This is a genomic window from Blastomonas sp. SL216 (genome assembly GCA_026625625.1).
GTDB lineage: Bacteria > Pseudomonadota > Alphaproteobacteria > Sphingomonadales > Sphingomonadaceae > Blastomonas.
In genome coordinates this window covers 574,461-592,849 of sequence record CP113055.1, presented here as the reverse complement: position 1 = coordinate 592,849, position 18,389 = coordinate 574,461, and the positions used below count along the sequence as shown (strand labels likewise).

At 64.6% G+C, this 18,389-nt stretch carries 15 protein-coding genes and 1 tRNA gene; 11 read left to right on the top strand and 5 right to left on the bottom strand.

Going from position 1 to position 18,389, the window contains the following annotated elements:
* Positions 1–2 precede the first annotated feature (2 nt).
* The 7 genes from OU999_02725 to OU999_02695 all read left to right on the top strand — a co-directional run bounded on the left by OU999_02725 (position 3) and on the right by OU999_02695 (position 5,683).
* Positions 3–329, top strand: coding sequence for a DUF167 family protein (locus tag OU999_02725; protein ID WAC24127.1), 327 nt, complete (start codon positions 3–5; stop codon positions 327–329).
* A gap of 125 nt (positions 330–454) precedes the next feature.
* Positions 455–1,087, top strand: a complete 633-nt coding sequence (locus OU999_02720) for a lysophospholipid acyltransferase family protein (GenBank protein ID WAC24126.1) — start codon at positions 455–457, stop codon at positions 1,085–1,087.
* 5 nt (positions 1,088–1,092) lie between these two features.
* Complete coding sequence (locus OU999_02715) at positions 1,093–1,893, top strand: DUF1295 domain-containing protein (protein WAC25330.1); 801 nt, start codon at positions 1,093–1,095, stop codon at positions 1,891–1,893.
* Between the two features lie 80 nt (positions 1,894–1,973).
* Positions 1,974–2,879, top strand: a complete 906-nt coding sequence (locus OU999_02710) for a hypothetical protein (protein WAC24125.1) — start codon at positions 1,974–1,976, stop codon at positions 2,877–2,879.
* Positions 2,880–2,975: 96 nt separating this feature from the next.
* Positions 2,976–3,974, top strand: coding sequence for a CDF family Co(II)/Ni(II) efflux transporter DmeF (gene dmeF, locus OU999_02705; protein WAC24124.1), 999 nt, complete (start codon positions 2,976–2,978; stop codon positions 3,972–3,974).
* A gap of 48 nt (positions 3,975–4,022) precedes the next feature.
* Positions 4,023–5,246 (top strand): tyrosine--tRNA ligase, encoded by a 1,224-nt coding sequence (gene tyrS / locus OU999_02700; protein ID WAC24123.1) that lies wholly within the window; start codon positions 4,023–4,025, stop codon positions 5,244–5,246.
* A gap of 98 nt (positions 5,247–5,344) precedes the next feature.
* Entirely contained in the window at positions 5,345–5,683 is a 339-nt protein-coding gene (locus OU999_02695) for a PilZ domain-containing protein (protein WAC24122.1), read from the top strand.
* Between the two features lie 31 nt (positions 5,684–5,714).
* Here OU999_02695 and recG read toward each other — a convergent pair whose 3' ends face one another.
* Positions 5,715–7,772 (bottom strand): ATP-dependent DNA helicase RecG, encoded by a 2,058-nt coding sequence (gene recG, locus OU999_02690; GenBank protein WAC24121.1) that lies wholly within the window; start codon positions 7,770–7,772, stop codon positions 5,715–5,717.
* Between the two features lie 103 nt (positions 7,773–7,875).
* On the opposite strand from recG, the gene OU999_02685 reads away from it, so the two are divergent.
* Positions 7,876–8,142 (top strand): succinate dehydrogenase assembly factor 2, encoded by a 267-nt coding sequence (locus tag OU999_02685; GenBank protein WAC24120.1) that lies wholly within the window; start codon positions 7,876–7,878, stop codon positions 8,140–8,142.
* 29 nt (positions 8,143–8,171) lie between these two features.
* The gene (gene mfd, locus OU999_02680; protein WAC24119.1) at positions 8,172–11,669 is read left to right on the top strand and encodes a transcription-repair coupling factor; all 3,498 of its coding nucleotides are present in this window, start codon (positions 8,172–8,174) and stop codon (positions 11,667–11,669) included.
* 121 nt (positions 11,670–11,790) lie between these two features.
* Here mfd and OU999_02675 read toward each other — a convergent pair whose 3' ends face one another.
* The gene (locus OU999_02675; protein WAC24118.1) at positions 11,791–13,425 is read right to left on the bottom strand and encodes a bifunctional diguanylate cyclase/phosphodiesterase; all 1,635 of its coding nucleotides are present in this window, start codon (positions 13,423–13,425) and stop codon (positions 11,791–11,793) included.
* Positions 13,426–13,538: 113 nt separating this feature from the next.
* Here OU999_02675 and OU999_02670 point away from each other — a divergent pair, with 113 nt between their 5' ends.
* Together OU999_02670 and OU999_02665 are read left to right on the top strand one after the other, a co-directional pair.
* Positions 13,539–14,327 carry an NAD kinase gene (locus tag OU999_02670; GenBank protein ID WAC24117.1) on the top strand — a complete coding sequence of 263 codons (789 nt, stop codon included), beginning with the start codon at positions 13,539–13,541 and terminating at the stop codon, positions 14,325–14,327.
* A gap of 94 nt (positions 14,328–14,421) precedes the next feature.
* Positions 14,422–14,496, top strand: a tRNA-Asn gene (locus OU999_02665).
* A gap of 90 nt (positions 14,497–14,586) precedes the next feature.
* On the opposite strand, the gene OU999_02660 is transcribed toward OU999_02665, so the two are convergent.
* The 3 genes from OU999_02660 to secA form a co-directional block, all read right to left on the bottom strand.
* Complete coding sequence (locus OU999_02660) at positions 14,587–14,715, bottom strand: hypothetical protein (protein ID WAC24116.1); 129 nt, start codon at positions 14,713–14,715, stop codon at positions 14,587–14,589.
* 169 nt (positions 14,716–14,884) lie between these two features.
* Positions 14,885–15,637 carry a sulfite exporter TauE/SafE family protein gene (locus OU999_02655; protein ID WAC24115.1) on the bottom strand — a complete coding sequence of 251 codons (753 nt, stop codon included), beginning with the start codon at positions 15,635–15,637 and terminating at the stop codon, positions 14,885–14,887.
* A gap of 6 nt (positions 15,638–15,643) precedes the next feature.
* The gene (gene secA / locus OU999_02650; protein ID WAC24114.1) at positions 15,644–18,367 is read right to left on the bottom strand and encodes a preprotein translocase subunit SecA; all 2,724 of its coding nucleotides are present in this window, start codon (positions 18,365–18,367) and stop codon (positions 15,644–15,646) included.
* Positions 18,368–18,389: the final 22 nt, after the last annotated feature.

Sequence of the window (18,389 nt, the reverse complement as noted above, 5' to 3'; positions counted from 1 at the left end):
CGATGCCGACCGACGAGACCCCGCCGTGGCGCAGCGCGCCGGGCGGGGTTTTGCTTTTCGTGCGCGCCACGCCGCGCGCCAGCCGCAGCGTCGTTCAGGGATGGGGTGCGGATGCCGATGGCCGCGCCGTACTGCTGGTCCGGCTGGCCGCGCCGCCGGTTGACGGGGCCGCGAACAACGCGCTGATCGCACTGCTCGCGGAGACTTTGCAAGTTCGCAAACGGGATGTCACCATCCGCTCCGGCGAGACCGGTCGCGCCAAGCAGGTGCATGTATCAGGCGATGAAGCCCAGCTGATCGCGCGCCTGGAACGCCTGCCTTCGACCTGACAGCATAGTCCCACCGCGCGCGCACCAACATATGGCAATAACATTTGCCAGTTTGCCGCATCTTATGCACTGTTCGCGTCGTAACTGGCGAAAGGGGCCGGTGATGGGGGCGGACGTAGACGATCATGGATATTGAGCACGACGCGTGGCCACCGCGCACCAATGACCGTCCTCCCACCCTGCTCTCGCGCCTGGTGCGCCGATTGCTGCTCATGCTCTATCGCAGCCATGGCTGGCGCGCGGAAGGCGTGGTGCCTGAGCCGCGGCGCTTCGTCATCATCGCCGCGCCGCATACCAGCAACTGGGATTTCCTCTATTTTCTGGGCCTGACCGGCGATCTGGGGATCAAGGCGCATTTCATGGCCAAGACCTCGCTGTTTCGCTGGCCGCTGGGGCGGTTCATGCGCGACATGGGCGGCGTTCCCGTCGAGCGCAGCTATAATCGCGGCCAGGTGCAGCAGATGGTCGAGGAGTTCGCGCGGCGCGACGAGTTCATGCTGACCATCGCGCCAGAGGGCACCCGGGGCAGCGTCCGCCAATGGCGCACCGGCTTTTACCAGATCGCGCTGGCGGCGGGTGTACCGCTTGTCTGCGGACTGATGGACTATGGCCGCAAGGTCGGCGGGCTTGGCCCTGCCATCATGCCCACCGGTGATTATGCCGAGGACATGAAGAAGATCATGGAATTCTACAAAAGCGTGACGCCGCGCCATCCCGACCGCGCCGGCACCGATATCATCAAGGATAGCCGCCTGTGAGCCCTGTGACCGACGCCATTCCCCTGTTGCTGCACAATCTGGCCCTGATTTTCGGCGTGATGATCGTGCTGTGGGGCGTTGCGGTGGCGATCAAGGATGTGTCGTTCATCGATGCGGTCTGGCCGATGGGCATGGTACTGCTCGCCGCTGCCACCTTCTGGCTGAGCAACGCCGCCTCGCCCGCCGCTGCGCTGTTGCTGGGCCTCACCGCGCTATGGGGCGTTCGGCTGGGGCTGCATCTGTTCATCCGCTGGCGCCGCAACGGTGTCGATCCGCGCTATGCCAAGATCATCGCCTCGGCGAAGGAGAAAAAAGGCTGGAGCTTTGCCAAGACCGCGCTGCTGCAGGTTTTTCTGCTGCAGGGCCCGCTGCTGTTCATGGTCTGCCTGCCCGCGCAGCTCGGCATCTGGCGGGGCGGTGAAGCCAATGCGCTGGCCCTGCTCGGCGCGCTCATTGCGCTGATCGGCATCGGCTTTGAAACGATCGGCGACTGGCAGCTCGAACAGTTCCGCGCCAAGCCCGAGAACAAGGGCAAGGTGCTGAACACCGGCCTGTGGCGCTATACCCGTCACCCCAATTATTTCGGCGATGCCTGCACCTGGTGGGGCATCTGGCTGGTCGCGTTCTCGACCGGATGGGATATCGCGCTCGCCAGTCTGATCGGTCCGCTGTTCCTCAATTTCACGCTGGTAAAGTGGAGCGGCGCGGCGATGCTGGAGCGCGGGCTGAAAAAGACCCGGCCCGAATATGCCGACTATATTGCGCGCACCTCGTCGTTCTTTCCGATGCCGCCGCGCCGGGGATAAGGTTTCCGCGTTGATTACCGCCTCTTAAGGCTTGCGCATTAAGCTGCGTTGCAAACCAAGGCAGCAGGCAGCGCGCACCTATGACCAGACCGCTCGACGATGTAACCGCGATGATCGCCCAGACGCGGGCGCTGGGGCCGGATGAAACGCTGGCGCTGCGCCAGGCGGTATGGCCCGACGGGCAGATCAGCGCGCGCGAGGCCGACATCCTGTTCGAGCTCAACCGCGTCGCTTCGGCCCCCAGCGCCGAATGGGTCGATTTCTTTGTCGAGGCCATTACCGTCCATATCGTCGAGCAGGCCGAGCCGCGCGGCTATGTCGATGATGCCAAGGCCGACTGGCTGATGCGCGCGATCGACCAGGACGGCAAGGTCGACAGCCTTGCCGAGCTGGAACTGCTGGTCAAGGTGATCGAGAAGGCAGAAAATACGCCCGACCGGCTGAAGCGCTATGCCCTCGACCAGATCCGCAATGCCGTGCTGCACGGCGAAGGCCCCACCCGTTGCGGCAACGGTCTGTTGGCTGGCAGCATCGGCACCGCAGAAGTGCGCCTGTTGCGCCGCGTGCTCTATGCCACCGGCGGCATGGCGCCTGCCCATATCAACCGCGAAGAGGCGGAACTGCTGTTCGCGATCAAGGACGCCACGCTCGGCGGCAGCAACGCGCCCGAATGGCAGACGCTGTTCGTCCAGGCGATGCGGCTGCATCTGATGACCGACCAGCGCTTCCGCGCGCTTTCGCACCAGGATGCTGCGCGGCTGCATGCGTTCATGGCCGACACATCGGCCGGCATCGGCAGCTTTTTCGGGCGGATGTTCAAGGCGCTGGGCGACAGCCCTGCCCCAGAGCCGGAGGCCCAGCCGCTGCCCGTGTCCGAACCCGGCCTGAGCGAGGCGGAAGAAGACTGGCTGCAACAGATGGTCGATGCTGATGGCGCGCTCGATCCGCTGGAGCGTGCGCTGCTGAAGGCGCTGGCACAGGACTGACCGCAGCGGGGTTGCGCGCGCGGCCAAGCACTGACAGAATCGGGGCAGAAGCCGGCGCAAGCACCGGTCACCCCCTGTCACCTTCGGAATTCCGCCATGCACCATGACGCCGCGCTTGAAGAACTGACGCACGATCATGTCTTTGCCGGGCACCGCGCAGATGAGAGCGAGCGCCGCACCTGGTATGTCGTCGCGCTGACTGCGGTCACCATGGTGGCCGAGATCCTGGGCGGATGGTGGACCGGATCGATGGCGCTGCTGGCCGATGGCTGGCACATGGGCAGTCATGTCGCCGCATTGGGACTGGCGGGATTTGCCTATCATTTCGCGCGCACCCATGCCGATGACCGGCGCTTTTCGATGGGCACCGGCAAGGTCGGCACGCTGACCGCCTTTACCAGCGCCTTGCTGCTGGGCGTGATTGCGCTGCTGATGGCCTGGGAATCGGCAAACCGGCTGCTGATGCCGGTCACCATCGATTATTCCGCCGCGATCATCGTCACGGTGATCGGCCTTGCGGTGAACATTGCCAGCGCGTTTCTGCTCGGCGGGCATGATCACGGGCATGGCCAGCATGGCCATGATAGCGATCACGATCACGATCACGATGACCATCATCACGGCGATCATCACCACGACCATAATCTGCGCGCAGCCTATGTGCATGTGCTCACCGATGCGCTGACATCGGTGCTGGCGCTGGTGGCGTTGGCCGGCGGGCTGTGGATGGGGCTGGCATGGCTCGACCCGGCAATGGGCATCATCGGCGCGGGCGTCATTCTGTGGTGGGCGGCAGGGCTGATGCGCCAGTCCTCCCGCGTTCTGCTCGACATGGAGGCCGACCCGGCCACCGCGCAGAAAATCCGCCAGCGGATCGAGGCGGATGCCGACAACCGCGTGGTCGATCTGCACCTGTGGCAGGTGGGCACCGGCCATCTGGCACTGATCGTCTCGCTCGCGACGCATTTCCCGCGCCCGCCCGCGCATTACCGGGCGCTGCTCGGCGATCTCCCCGCGCTGTCGCATTGCACATTCGAGATCATCCCCTGCGCCGATACGCGCTGCGACCCCGCCAACGCGCCTGCACCTGCATGATAGACCCGCTTTTCGCCTGCGCCTAACGATGCTAAGCGCGCGGCCATCATGAGCCAATATTCCTCCGATCTTCTGACGCTGCTTGATGCGCGCGGCTATATCCACCAGCTGACCGATGCGGCGGCGCTCGATGCGCTGGCCGCCAAGCAGGTCGTTCCCGGATATATCGGCTTCGATCCGACCGCGCCGTCGCTGCATGTCGGATCGCTGGTGCAGATCATGCTGCTGCGCCGTCTGCAGCAGACCGGGCACAAGCCGATCGTCGTGATGGGCGGCGGTACCGGCAAGATCGGCGACCCCAGCTTCAAGGACGAGGCGCGGCGGCTGCTGACCGCCGATACGATCGCGGCCAATGTCGCATCAATCAAGCGCGTGTTCGAACGCTTCCTGACCTTTGGTGACGGGCCGACCGACGCGGTCATGGTCGACAATGCCGAATGGCTCGACAGGCTCGAATACATTCCCTTCCTGCGCGACATCGGCCAGCATTTCTCGATCAACCGGATGCTGAGCTTCGATTCGGTCAAGCTCAGGCTCGACCGCGAGCAGTCATTGAGCTTTCTCGAGTTCAATTACATGATCCTGCAGGCCTATGATTTTCTGGAACTGTCGCGCCGCGTCGGCTGCCGGTTGCAGATGGGCGGGTCCGATCAATGGGGCAATATCGTTAACGGCATCGAGCTTGCGCGGCGCGTTGATGGCACCGAAGTCTATGGCGTCACCACCCCGCTGATCACGCTGGCGGACGGCGGCAAGATGGGCAAGACCGAGAAAGGCGCGATCTGGCTCAACGAGGATGCGCTGCCCGCTTATGATTACTGGCAGTTCTGGCGCAACACCCAGGATGCCGATGTCGGCCGTTTCCTGCGTCTGTTCACCGACCTGCCGCTCGACGAGATCGCGCGGCTCGAAGCGCTGCAAGGCTCCGAGATCAACGAGGCCAAGAAGATACTGGCCGACGCAGCAACGACCATGTGCCGCGGTGCCGAGGCGGCGCAGACCGCCGCCGAAACCGCGCGCGCAACCTTCGAACAGGGCCAGGCAGGCGGCAACCTGCCGAGCATCCGCGTCCCCGCCGAGGGCGTGTCGATCGTGCAGGCCAGCACCGCGCTGGGCTTCACCGCATCGAACAAGGAAGCCAAGCGCAAGATCGAGGAAGGTGCGGTCAGGGTAAATGGCGAGAAGGTTCAAGGCTTTGATTTTATGGTTAAGCCCGGGGACAAAATGAGCCTGGGCCAGAAGAAGCACGGACTGGTGCTGGCGGAAGACTGATCTGACGACCGGCAAGTAATGGGTACGATAATTTACACTTTGTTGGTAAATTTGCTCGAAGGTGACCTCCAGCAAACATGCTTGAATGGGTGGTCGATATGTCCAGGGGTGCGAAACTAGCGGTTGTCGAAAAACGCCAGGCGGCGCGTCATGTCGTCAGTCATCCGACGATTGCCGAGCACCGGCATCTGGGTGACATCAAGACGCATATCGTCAACATCTCTGCCAATGGCTTCATGACCGAGGGCGATATGCCGTTGGCCAAGGGCGAACGGATCACCGTGCGCCTGCCGGTCATCGGCCGTATCGAGGCGCATCTGATCTGGTCGCTGGGCGGCCGCAGCGGCTTCCAGCTGGAACGCGTGATCCGCCTTAACGAATTCAACCAGATGATCGATCAGCTGGGCGCGACCACGCCGCCATTCGGGCGGCGCTGATCCGCAGCCGGATCCTCCCCACGGGGAGGATTCAGCCTCCTCTCAGCAGCTTGGCGCCATAGTCGCGCTCGAAAAGGTAAAGCGCTGTCCGCGCTGCCTGGCCGCGATCGCTGTCCAGCCCGCCATCGCGGTCCATCAGCAGCCGCGCATCGTCGGTCGCCGTCGCGATCAGCCGCTGCACCTGTTCCGGGCTGGCAATGCGAAAGGCGCTTTCGCCCGATTGCCGCGTGCCGAGCAATTCCCCGCCACCGCGCAGCCGCAGATCCTCCTCGGCGATATGGAAACCATCCTGGCTGGAGCGCATCAGCGCCAGCCGCGCCCGCGCCGTCTCGCTGAGCGCGCTCCCACGCAGCAGCATGCAGACCGATTTCTGGTCGCCCCGCCCGACGCGCCCGCGCAGCTGGTGCAGCTGGGCCAGCCCGAACCGCTCCGCCGCCTCGATGATCATCAGCGTCGCATTGGGGACATCGACACCGACTTCGATCACCGTCGTCGCCACCAGCAAGGCGGTCTTGCCGCTGGCGAAATCCGCCATCATCGCGTCCTTGCGCTCGACCGGCATCTGCCCGTGCACCAGCGACACCTTGCCGGGAAAGCGCTCGGCAAGCTGCGCCGCGCGGGTCTCGGCAGCTGCCAGATCGCTGGTTTCGCTGTCCATCACCAGCGGGCACACCCAATAGGCCTGGCCTCCGCGCTCGATATGCCGACCAAGGCCATCGACGATCTCGGACAGGCGGTCATCGGCGATGACGCGCGTTTCGATCGGCTGGCGCCCCGGCGGCAGCTCGTCGAGCCGCGAGACATCCATCTCGCCATAATGGCTGAGCGTCAGCGTGCGCGGGATCGGCGTGGCGGTCATCGCCAGCAGATGCGGGGTCGCCCTGCCCTTTTCCTGCAGCATCAGCCGCTGCGACACGCCGAACTTGTGCTGTTCGTCGATCACCGCCAGCGCAAGGTTGCGATAGCGCACCGCGTCCTGAAACAGCGCGTGCGTGCCGATGATGATCTGGATCGAGCCATCGGCTAGCCCCATCATCGTCGCCTCGCGCGCGCGGCCCTTGTCGCGCCCGGTGAGCACCGCAATGCTGACCGGAAGCCCAGAGAGCATCCGCGAGATCGTGTCGAAATGCTGCCGCGCCAGGATCTCGGTGGGCGCGAGCAGCGCCGCCTGCCCGCCGCATTCGACCGCATTCAGCATCGCCATCACCGCGACCAGCGTCTTGCCGGCGCCGACATCGCCCTGGAGCAGGCGCAGCATCGGCACGTCCTGCGCCATGTCGCCGTTGATCTCCTCGATTGTCCGACGCTGCGCACCGGTCAGCGCGAAGGGCAGCTTGAGCCCGTCGCGCAGATGGCCGTCGCCCTGCAGCGCGACACCCTTGCGCTTGCGGTTCGATTGCCGGATCAGCGCAAAGGCGAGCTGGTTGGCGAAAATCTCGTCATAGGCCAACCGCTCGCGGGGCTTTTCGTCCATCCCCTGATGCGCCGCCGCCAGCGCCTCGTGCCAGTCGGGCCAGCCCTCGCGCGCCTTGAGCGTCGGCTCGATCCATTCGGGCAGCGGCGGCAGCTGCGCCAGCGCCTGCGCCGCCAATGAGGCGACGCGCTTCTGCCCCAGCCCTTCGGCAAGCGGATAGACAGGCTCGGCCTCGCCGATCTGGTCGGCCTGGCCGGGTTCGACAACATGGTCGGGATGGACGATCTGCCACGCCTCGCCCCATATCTCCAGCTTGCCTGCTGCCAGCCGCGTCTCGCCCAGCGGCCAGAGCTTCTTCGCCCAGCCGGGATTTCCGCCAAAATACACCAGACTGATATGGTTGCCGATGCTGTCCTCGGCGATCACGCGCGTCGGCCCGCGTCCGGGGCTGGAACGATAGCCGGTGGCGGTGAGCGCGATGATGATCTGCTCGCCGGTCCCGGCCTGATCGGCATTGTCCACCTTGCGCCTGCGGATGAAACCGGTCGGCAGGTGATAGGCCATGTCCTTGACCCGGGCGATGCCGAGCCGCGCAAACGGCTTTTGCAGAGTCGCCCCCACGCCCTTCAGGCTTTCGATCTCGGCGAATGCGGGGTTGAGTATCTGGGGGCGCATGGCTATCGCAAAAAACGCAAGGCACTGAATGTGCTGCTGGCTGGAAGTCTGTCCACCGTCTTAGGCAGGCCCGGCCCACCCCGCAAGCAAAGGAACATCTGGCATGGACCGCGAAACCCGATTGCGCCGCCTGGCTTTCCGCGCCTGGCACAGGGGCACGCGCGAGGCAGACTATATGATCGGCGGCTTTTTCGACCGCTATGGCCAGGGCTGGTCTGACGCGGAGCTCGACTGGTTCGAGACGCTGATCGAGGAGCAGGACGTGGACATCATGGCCTGGGCCATCGGCACCCAGAGCGTGCCCGAGCAGTTTGCAGGGCCGCAGATGGACGCCTTCCGTCAGCTCGACTTCATCAACATCCCGCGCTGATTTCCGGCAGCACGCAGGGCAGGACACACGTGGACAGTATCAGCCGCATTCTTCAGGCGACCGCGCCGCTGACGCTGGCCGGCGTCGCCCCCGGGGCGCTGCCCCTGCTGCTGGCCGACCTTGCCCGCGCCGCTGCCGCGCGCAAGCAGGGCGGACGCGTGGTCTTCATCGCGCCCGATGATGCGATGATGCACGCGGTGGCCGAAACCGCGCCTTTCTATGCGCCTGAGCTGGAAGCGATCGAGTTCCCGGCCTGGGACTGCCTGCCCTATGACCGCGCCTCGCCCTCGCTCGGCATCACCGCGCGCAGGCTGAAGGCGCTGTGGACGCTGCAACAGCCCGCCGGCGGGCCGCAGCTGCTGGTCACCACGGCCAATGCCGTCACCCAGCGCACCCTGACTCCGTTCCGCATCCGCCAGGTCGGCGCGGAACTGAAGCCCGGCATGATGATCGCGCGCGAGGCGCTCATCGAGAAGCTGGTCCGCCAGGGCTATGCCCGCACCGATACCGTTGCCGATTCGGGCGAGTTCGCGGTGCGCGGCAACCTGATCGACATCTTCCCGGCAGGAATGGATTCGGGGCTCCGGCTCGATTTCTTCGGCGACGAGCTCGATACGATGCGCGCCTTCGACCCGGGCACGCAGCGATCGACCGAGCGGGTCGAGCGGCACATTTTGCTGCCCGCTTCCGAAGTGCTGCTCGATGCCGACAGCATCAAGCGCTTCCGCAGCGCCTATCGCGAGGCCTTTGGTGCCAATGCCACCACCGACCCGCTCTATCAGGCGATCAGCGACGGGCGGCGGCTGGCGGGCATGGAACACTGGCTGCCGATGATCGAGGAGCGGCTGGTGCCGCTGTTCGAGCATCTCGACGACCATGATCTGGTGCTGCGCGATGGCGGGGCCGATGCCGCTGCCGACCAGCGGTTCGAAAGCATCACCGACTATCACGCCAACCGTCAGCGCGGGAATGAGGACAAGGCGGGCAGCTATCGCCCGCTGGGGCCCTCGGCCCTGTATCTGGTGCCCAAGGAATGGCGCGCGGCGGAAAACGAGAACCCGGTTCATCTCGTCAGCAGCCATGACGAACCCGAATCGCAACGCGTGCTTGGCCTAGGCTATCGCACCGCGCGCGATTTCGGCGCAGAACGCGCGCGCGGCGACAATGTCTATGCTGCCGCCGTGGCCCATATCGAGCAGTTGCGCGCCGCCTCCAAGGGCGCGATCATTGCGAGCTATTCGGAAGGCTCGCGCAGCCGTCTGCTCGGCCTGCTGAAGGACCATGGGCTGGCGCGGATGGCGCTCGCCGAAAGCTGGCAGGAGGCGCTGGGACAGGCGGCGACCGGCATGGCCTCGATGGTCGTGCTGCCGCAGGACCACGGCTTTGCCACCGATCGCTACGAGATCCTGTCCGAACAGGATCTGCTCGGCGATCGGCTGGTGCGGCGACGCAAGAAGCGCAAGTCCGCCGACGCGTTCCTGGCCGAGCTGCAGTCGCTATCGCAGGGCGATCTGGTCGTGCATATCGATCATGGCATCGGGCGTTACGAGGGGTTGGTTTCGATCCCGGTCGGCAAGAGCCCGCACGATTGCGTCTGGCTCACCTATGCCGGCGGCGACAAGCTCTATGTCCCGGTCGAGAATATCGACGTCCTCACCCGCTATGGCTCCGAAAGCGAGGGCGTGCCGCTCGACAAGCTGGGCGGCGAGGCCTGGCAGCGGCGACGCGCCAAGCTCAAGGAACGTATCCGCGCGATCGCGGGCGAGCTGATGAAGACTGCGGCGGAACGCGCGCTGCGCACCGCCGACATCGCCGAGATCGAGCCCGGCGTCTATGCAAGCTTTGTCGACCGCTTTCCGTACGAGGAGACCGAGGACCAGGAGCGGGTCATCGCCGAGGTGCTCGAGGATCTCGCCTCGGGCAAGCCGATGGACCGGCTGGTCTGCGGCGATGTCGGCTTTGGCAAGACCGAGGTCGCGATGCGCGCGGCGTTCACCGCCGCGATGGCGGGCATGCAGGTTGCCATTGTCGCGCCGACGACGCTGCTGGCGCGGCAGCATTACACCAATTTCGTCGAGCGCTTTCAGGGCTTTCCGCTCAATATCGGGCGCCTTTCGCGCCTGGTCACGGCGAGCGAGGCCAAGGCGACGCGCGAGGGGCTGGCCAATGGCACCACCGATATCGTCATCGGCACGCACGCGCTGCTCGCCAAATCGGTCGAATTCAAACGGCTGGGCCTGGTCATCATCGATGAGGAACAGCGTTTCGGCGTCGTACACAAGGAGCGGCTGAAGGCGCTCAAGGCCGATGTCCATGTGCTGACCCTGACCGCCACCCCCATCCCGCGCACGCTGCAGATGGCGATGTCCGGTCTGCGCGAGCTCTCCGTCATCCAGACCCCGCCGGTCGATCGGCTTGCGGTGCGCACCTATGTGATGCCCTGGGACCCGGTGGTGCTGCGCGAGGCGTTGCTGCGCGAACATTATCGCGGCGGCCAATCCTATTTCGTCGCCCCGCGGATCAGCGATCTCGACAAGCTGGGCGATTTCATCCGCGACGAGGTGCCGGAAATTCGCCACATCATGGCGCATGGCCAGATGGCACCGTCAGAGGTCGAGGAGCGGATGAGCGCGTTCTACGACCGCAAATATGACGTGCTGCTCTCCACCACGATCGTCGAATCGGGCCTGGACATCCCCAGCGCCAACACGCTGATCATCCACCGCGCCGATACCTTCGGGCTGGCGCAGCTCTATCAGCTTCGCGGGCGCGTGGGCCGGTCGAAGACGCGCGCTTATGCCTATTTCACCACGCCGGAAAACCGCGTGCTGACCGAAACGGCCGACAAGCGGCTCAAGGTGCTGGGCGATCTCGACACGCTGGGCGCAGGCTTCCAGCTTGCCAGCCACGATCTCGACATTCGCGGTGCCGGTAACCTGGTCGGCGACGAGCAGTCGGGCCATATCCGCGAGGTCGGCTTCGAGCTCTATCAGTCGATGCTGGAAGAGGCGATCCTCGAGGCCAAGGCAGGCGGCCTGTCGCTCGACCTGCCGCGCCAGAAATTCTCGCCGCAGATCACCGTCGATGCGCCGATCCTGATTCCGGAGGATTACGTCCCCGATCTCGCGGTGCGCATGGCGCTCTATCGCCGCATGAACGACCTCGCCAACGCTGCCGAGATCGAGTCCTTTGCCGCCGAGATGATCGACCGGTTCGGCCCGCTGCCCGATGCGACGACCAATTTGATCAAGCTGATCGAGATCAAGCTCAACTGCATCACCGCCTGCGTCGCCAAGATCGATGTCGGCGCACGCGGCGCGCTGGTCAGCTTCCATAACGACAGCTTCCCCGATGTCCCCGGTCTGCTCGCCTATGTCGACCGGCTCAAAGGCGTCGCCAAGCTGCGCCCCGACCAGAAACTGCTGATCCAGCGCGTCTGGAGCGATCCCGCCGCGCGGATCAACGGCCTGATCCAGCTTTCCAAGGGCCTGGCGGGCATTGTGAAGAAAAAGGCGAAGGCGGGTTAGCCGCTGTCGTAGCCATTTCCCCTTCAGGGGAGAGGGTTGGAAGAGGGGGCAAAAGCGAAGACGGTCCTGTCGAACCTCACCCCCTCTCTGCTGCGACTAGGCGGCAAGCCGCCAAGTCTCGCTATCTCTCCCCTGAACAGGAGAGAGCTGCTGTGGCGAATTCCGCGAACGCCCCTGCCTCCATCGCCTTGCCGCGCAGAAAGCCCTGGAAATAGTCGCAGCCTTCTTCGCGCAGCGCTGCCAGCTGGGCGTCGCTCTCGACACCCTCGGCGATGACCTTGAGGTTCAGCGCCTTGGCCATGGCGATGATCGAGCGAACGATGATCCGGTCTGCCTCCGCCCCGCCAATGTCGCGCGTCATCGCATGGTCGAGCTTCAGATAATCGAGCGGCAGGCGCTTGAGGTACAACAGGCTGGAATAGCCGGTGCCGAAATCGTCGACGGCAATCTTCACCCCCGCCTCGCGCAGCGCGGCAAAGCGGGCCGCAGCGCGCTTGAAATCTGGCACCAGCGCCTGCTCGGTCATTTCGAGGGTCAGCCTTTTGGCATGAAAGCCGCATTGCTCGATCATCGCCAGCTCGCGCTTGGCAAAACCTTTCTCGCCAAGGTCTTCGGCAGTCACGTTGAGCGAGAGTCGCAGACCGGACAAGCCACCGGTCCAGCCGGCTGCATGGCCCATCGCTCGGTGCCGGATGTGCCGCGACAGCGACCTGGTGAAATCGGCCTTGTCGGCAATGGCAAACAGTGTGCCCGCGCCAATCTCGCCATATTGCGGATGATGCCAGCGGGCGAGCGCCTCTGCTCCGACGATCCGCCCGGTCTCGACTGCGAATTGCGGCTGGAACAGCACGGTGATCTCGTCGCGCTCGATAGCCTGGACGATATCCTGCTCCAGCCGATAGCCGCTTTGCGGCGCATGGTCCGATTGGCGGTCCGCCCAGCGCACGGGTTCCGCTGCGCTTTCGCGCGCATTGGCGAGCCCTGCCGACAATCGGTCGAGCAGCGACACCGGGCTTTCATCGTCGCGCGCCAGCGCCAGGGCGGCGCGGGCGGTCAGGCGCAAACGGTGCCCGGCGACGTCCAGCGGCTCCGATACGTGGCGCAGCATGCGCTCTGCCATGACCTGCCAGCCCAGCCGCTCTTCCGCCATGCTATAGGCGATCAGGAAATCGCCGCCCGACAGCCGCAGCGTCAGCGCCGTGCCGCCCGAAAGACGGTTCGCCTGCCGGACCAGGCGCTGCTCCATCGCCTCGAGCGCTGCATCGCCGACCGCAATGCCATAGGTGGCGTTGACCGCCGGCATGCGCCTCAGCCCGATCAGCATGGCGTGCAGCGGCCCCTCCCCCGCCTCGGCAAAGCTGGCGATGCGCGCGTGCAGATCCTGAGTGGGCAAAGCCTGGTCGGCCATTGCAGCATGTATCAGCGAAAGCTGCAGCCGGGCCGCAGCTTCGGAAAACGGTGTGACCAGCGCATGCGTCAGCCCCACAGGCAATGGCGCCAGATGATCGAGCATCTCGGGATCGCACAGCAACAGGCCCGCATCCTGACTGCCCGGCAGGTCGCGCGGGAGCGCTGCCACCGACTGCCCGCGCAGGTCGAGGATCGCCAGATCGGCCGCATCGCCGGGCGCAGGATCAAAGCCTGTCTCGGCCAGCATCGCCACCCATTCGGGGCTCAGCGGGGATTCGCCGATGCTGCGCCAGGTCAGCCTGTATCGATGCACCGCGCTGTCCAGAATTCGCCCCCCGATCGGCATGCCATGGCCTCGCCCCCTGCCCTGCAATGGCACAGCGCGCAATGGCCCAAGAATGATTGGCGCATTAGCACCGATCCGTTAAGACCCTGTCACCCATAAACAAGGCGTGGAACATGCCCCCTTCGGTTCTTGACCGTAAAATAGCGCTGGCCGTCTCTCCCACCGAACGGGCGCGCAAGGCGGCGCGCGAGGTGCAGGCGGCACACGACTGGGCCGATCTGGACGAGGCCGATATCGTGGTCGTGATGGGCGGCGACGGCTTCATGCTGCAGACGCTGCACCAGATGCTGGAGCGCGGGCGAATCGTGCCGGTCTATGGCCTGAACCTTGGCACGGTCGGCTTTCTGATGAATCTGTGGCGCAGCGGCGACAGCATCCACCACCGGTTGGACCGCGCCCAGGCATTCGAGGTGCTGCCATTGTCGATGACGGCGACCACGATGAGCGGGGAGCGCGTCACCTATCCCGCGATCAACGAAGTGTCGCTGCTGCGCGAGACGCGCCAGACCGCCAAGCTGGAGGTCAGCGTCAACAACGCGGTGCGGATCAGCGAGCTGGTCTGCGACGGCGTGCTGGTGGCAACGCCAGCGGGCTCGACCGCCTATAACCTGTCCGCCAACGGCCCGATCCTGCCGCTGGGCTGCGGCATGCTGGCGCTCACCCCGATCAGCCCGTTCCGCCCGCGCCGCTGGAAGGGGGCACTGTTGCCCGATTCGTCGCAGATCACGTTGCGCGTGCTGGAGCCCGGCAAGCGACCGGTCAGCGCGGTCGCCGACCAGCGCGAAGTGCGCGATATCCGCGATATCCAGATCGCGATCGACCCCAACCGGCGGCTGTCGCTGATGTTCGATCCGGGCCACAGCCTCGACGACCGGATTTCGGCAGAGCAATTTATCGTCTGAACGCTAAATCAGACGCTTGCCAAACCAAAAAACCCGGTGCTATAGGCGCGCTTCTCCCGGGGAGCTTCGGCGCTTCGGGCAGGCAAAAGGGCATTCCCCGATAGCTCAGCGGTAGAGTAGGTGACTGTTAATCACTTGGCCGTAGGTTCGAATCCTACTCGGGGAGCCAGCCTTTTTTTGCCCACCACCAATTGAGGTGGTTGAAGCCGGACATTGTTCCGCAAGCCCTTTTCCTCAATCGATACAGACAATATGGCGCTCAGCGTCCCTCCAGGTCGCGCTTGATCTCGCGTTTCCTGTCGCTCTCGCGTTGCCGCTTGTAGATCTGACGGTGCGATGTGTGCCGGGCATAGAAGATGGCGGCTGCCAAAATGACGGCGATGAGCACGATCAGGCCATAAGCGATGAGAAGTCTGGGTTCGATACATAGATCCTTGGGCTGAGCGGCCTGTCAGCGCCTAGGGATTACGGATCGGCCGGTCATTGGTTGCCCTTTGGGCCGGCCAAGCGAAATCCTTGGGCATCTTGCATCTCCGCAAGTACAGCAGCGCAGGCAATCAGCCGCCGAAACGCTGCCACAACAATTGCGCCGCGACATACAGGATCAGCGCCGCCGTCCCCATGCGGATGATTTTTTGCGGCAACAGGCGGACGCCGGCGAAGCTGCCGATCTGCCCGCCGATCAGCACCGCGACGAACAGCGGCCAATAGGCGGCCACTGCAGCCGGTGTCGCGGCGGCGTCCTGTTTCATCAGCTGCCCGGCAAGGCCTGCCAGTGAGTTGACCAGGATGAACACGCTGGCGCTCGCAGCAATCTGCCGGGCGCTGGCCCATCGCAGCAGGTGCAGCACCGGCGCGAGGAAAATGCCGCCACCGATGCCCACAATGCCGCTGAAAAAGCCCACGCCCATGCCGATCGGCACGCCCAGCCAGGTCAGCCGTGACCGCCCGCCCTGCCCCTCTTTCGGCTCCCGCTGAAGCAGCATCAGCAGCCCGGCGACCAGCAGCGCCGAGCCCAGCAGCGCCACGAACAGCGGCTTGTCCACCGGCAGCCGCCCACCGGCCCAAGCGCAGGGCGCGGACAGCAGCAGGATCGGCCAGAGCGGTTTCCACGGCACCTGCCCTGCGCGGGCAAAGCGGATCGTGCCGCCCGTCACCACGATCAGGTTGCAGATCAGCGCGATGGCGGGCAGCAGCCGGTAATCGGTCGCTGCCAGCACCAGCAGCGCATTGTAGGTCGATCCGCCGCCAAAGCCGACGGATGCGTACAGCAGGGCCGTCAGCGCGAAGCCGGCTGCCAGCCCCCACATGACCGTTTAGGCAGCCTTGCCGTGGCAGTGCTTGTACTTGCGGCCCGATCCGCACGGGCACGGCGCGTTGCGGCTGATCTCGCTGGTGAACAGGTCGTCCGACGCCTCGGGCATCGGCGACTGGCGCGGCGGCAGCGTCGCCGTGACCGTGCCCAGGGTACCGCCATCGATATCGGCGCTGTTGTCCTCTCCGGTGAACGGATCGAAATGGGTGGTCAGGAAATCGGGCAGCTCGGGCAGCGAAGGCATTTCCGGTTCGCGGATTTCGAGGTTCATCACCGTGCCGGTCACATCCTCGCGGATCACCTCGAGCATGCGTTCGAACAGGCCGAAGGCCTCGCTCTTGTACTCGTTGATCGGCGTCTTCTGCGCATAGGCGCGCAGGAACACGACCTGGCGCAGCGCATCGAGCGTGGCCAGATGCTCCTTCCAGTGATGATCCAGGCTCTGCAGCAGCACCGACTTCTCGATCGAGCGCCACATGCCAGTTTCGATCTCGCTCGCCTTGGCTTCGACCTTGGCTTCGGCCATTTCGCGAATGCGCTCTTCGATCAGCTCGGGTTCGACTGCGTCTTCCTGCAGCCAGGCATCGATGTCCGGCTCCAGGCCGAACACCTCGTTCACCCGCGCCTTGAGCTGGGCGATGTCCCACTGTTCGGGATAGGTGCCCGGCGGGCAGGCCTCTCCGACAATGGCGTTGACGGTATCGGCGCGCATGTCGGCGACGACATCGTCGACGGCCTCGGCATCCATGATCTCGGCGCGCTGTTCATAGATGACCTTGCGCTGATCATTCATGACGTCATCATATTCGACGACTTGCTTGCGGATGTCGTAATTGCGCGCCTCGACCTTTTTCTGCGCGGTCTCGATCGCCTTGGACAGCCATTTCGATCCGATCGCCTCGCCATCGGCCAGGTTGTTCTTCATCATCCGCGAGAACAGGGTATCGGGGCCGAAGATGCGGAGCAGATCGTCTTCGAGGCAGAGATAGAAGCGCGACAGGCCGGGGTCGCCCTGACGGCCCGAACGCCCGCGCAGCTGGTTGTCGATGCGGCGGCTTTCGTGCCGCTCTGTGCCCAGCACGAACAGGCCGCCGGCCTCCAGCACCCGCTGCTTTTCCGCTGCCACTTCGGCCTTGATCCGCTCGATCGCGGCATCGCGCTCAGGCCCTTCGGGCATGTCGCGCAGCTCGTCTTCGGTGCGGAATTCGACATTGCCGCCGAGCTGAATGTCGGTCCCACGGCCTGCCATGTTGGTGGCGATGGTCACCGCGCCCATGCGCCCGGCCTGCGCGACGATATGCGCTTCCTGCTCGTGGAAGCGCGCGTTGAGGACGCTGTGCTTGACGCCTTCCTGGTTGAGGAATTCGGACAGCAGCTCCGACTTTTCGATCGACACCGTGCCCACCAGCACCGGCTGGCCGGTCTCGTATTTCTCGCGAATGGCCTTGGCGATCGCCTGGAACTTGTCGGTCGTGTTCTTGTAGAACTCGTCTTCCTCGTCGATGCGGCGAATGGGGTTGTTGGTCGGGATGGTGACCACGTTCATCTTGTAGATGTCGTAGAATTCGGCCGCTTCGGTCGCCGCGGTGCCGGTCATGCCCGACAGCTTGGGATACATGCGGAAATAGTTCTGGAAGGTGATCGAGGCTAGCGTCTGGTTCTCGGGCTTGATCTGCACGCCTTCCTTGGCCTCGACCGCCTGGTGCAGGCCGTTCGACCAGCGGCGGCCATCCATCATGCGGCCGGTGAATTCGTCGATGATGACGATCTGGTCGTCCTTGACGATATAGTCGATGTCGCGCTTGAACATCACATTGGCCTTCAGGGCCTGGTCCAGATGGTGGACGATCTGGGTGTTCTCGACATCATAAAGGTTGCTGCCGGTGAGCAGGCCCGCTTCTTCGAGCAGGCGCTCGGCCTTTTCGGTGCCGTCCTCGGTCAGGATCACCGAGCGGGACTTCTCGTCCTTGTCGTAATCGGCCTCGTCGAGCATCAGCACGATCGCGTTGACCGCGATGTACATCTCGGACTTGTCATCGGTGGGGCCAGAGATGATCAGCGGCGTGCGCGCCTCGTCGATCAGGATCGAGTCCACCTCGTCGACCACCGCGAAATTATAGGGGCGCTGCACCATCTGGTTGCGCTCGTGCTTCATATTGTCGCGCAGATAGTCGAAGCCGAGCTCGTTGTTGGTGGCATAGGTGATGTCGGCGGCATAGGCCTCGCGCCGCTGTGTCTCGTTGAGATTGGGCACGATCACCCCGGTGGTGAGGCCCAGGAACCGATAGACCTGGCCCATCCATTCGGCATCGCGCGCTGCGAGATAATCGTTGACCGTGACAACGTGCACGCCCTTGCGCTCGATCGCGTTCAGGTAACAGGCGAGCGTCGCCACCAGCGTCTTGCCTTCACCGGTGCGCATTTCGGCGATCTCGCCGCGATGCAGCACGATACCGCCGACCATCTGCACGTCGAAATGGCGCATGCCGAGCGTGCGGATCGAGGCCTCGCGCACCGTGGCAAAGGCTTCGGGCAGGATGTCGTCGAGCGTCTCGCCGGCTTCCAGCCGTTCGCGGAACTTGAGCGTCTGTCCGCGCAGTTCCTCATCCGACATGGGCGAAATCTGCGGTTCGAAGGCGTTGATCTTGTCGACGATCTTGAGCAGGCCCTTGACATAACGGTCATTGGCGGACCCGAAAAGCGATTTGGCAATGGCGCCGAGCATGGCGTTAATTCCTTGAAAATAT

What these genes read in the sequence shown, in the direction of transcription:
- OU999_02725 (WAC24127.1), top strand. Translation starts at nt 3, where the DNA reads ATGCCGACCGACGAGACCCCGCCGTGGCGCAGCGCGCCGGGCGGGGTT.
- OU999_02720 (WAC24126.1), top strand. Translation starts at nt 455, where the DNA reads ATGGATATTGAGCACGACGCGTGGCCACCGCGCACCAATGACCGTCCT.
- OU999_02710 (WAC24125.1), top strand. Translation starts at nt 1,974, where the DNA reads ATGACCAGACCGCTCGACGATGTAACCGCGATGATCGCCCAGACGCGG.
- dmeF (WAC24124.1), top strand. Translation starts at nt 2,976, where the DNA reads ATGCACCATGACGCCGCGCTTGAAGAACTGACGCACGATCATGTCTTT.
- tyrS (WAC24123.1), top strand. Translation starts at nt 4,023, where the DNA reads ATGAGCCAATATTCCTCCGATCTTCTGACGCTGCTTGATGCGCGCGGC.
- OU999_02695 (WAC24122.1), top strand. Translation starts at nt 5,345, where the DNA reads ATGTCCAGGGGTGCGAAACTAGCGGTTGTCGAAAAACGCCAGGCGGCG.
- recG (WAC24121.1), bottom strand. Translation starts at nt 7,772, where the DNA reads ATGCGCCCCCAGATACTCAACCCCGCATTCGCCGAGATCGAAAGCCTG.
- OU999_02685 (WAC24120.1), top strand. Translation starts at nt 7,876, where the DNA reads ATGGACCGCGAAACCCGATTGCGCCGCCTGGCTTTCCGCGCCTGGCAC.
- OU999_02675 (WAC24118.1), bottom strand. Translation starts at nt 13,425, where the DNA reads ATGCCGATCGGGGGGCGAATTCTGGACAGCGCGGTGCATCGATACAGG.
- OU999_02670 (WAC24117.1), top strand. Translation starts at nt 13,539, where the DNA reads ATGCCCCCTTCGGTTCTTGACCGTAAAATAGCGCTGGCCGTCTCTCCC.
- OU999_02655 (WAC24115.1), bottom strand. Translation starts at nt 15,637, where the DNA reads ATGTGGGGGCTGGCAGCCGGCTTCGCGCTGACGGCCCTGCTGTACGCA.
- secA (WAC24114.1), bottom strand. Translation starts at nt 18,367, where the DNA reads ATGCTCGGCGCCATTGCCAAATCGCTTTTCGGGTCCGCCAATGACCGT.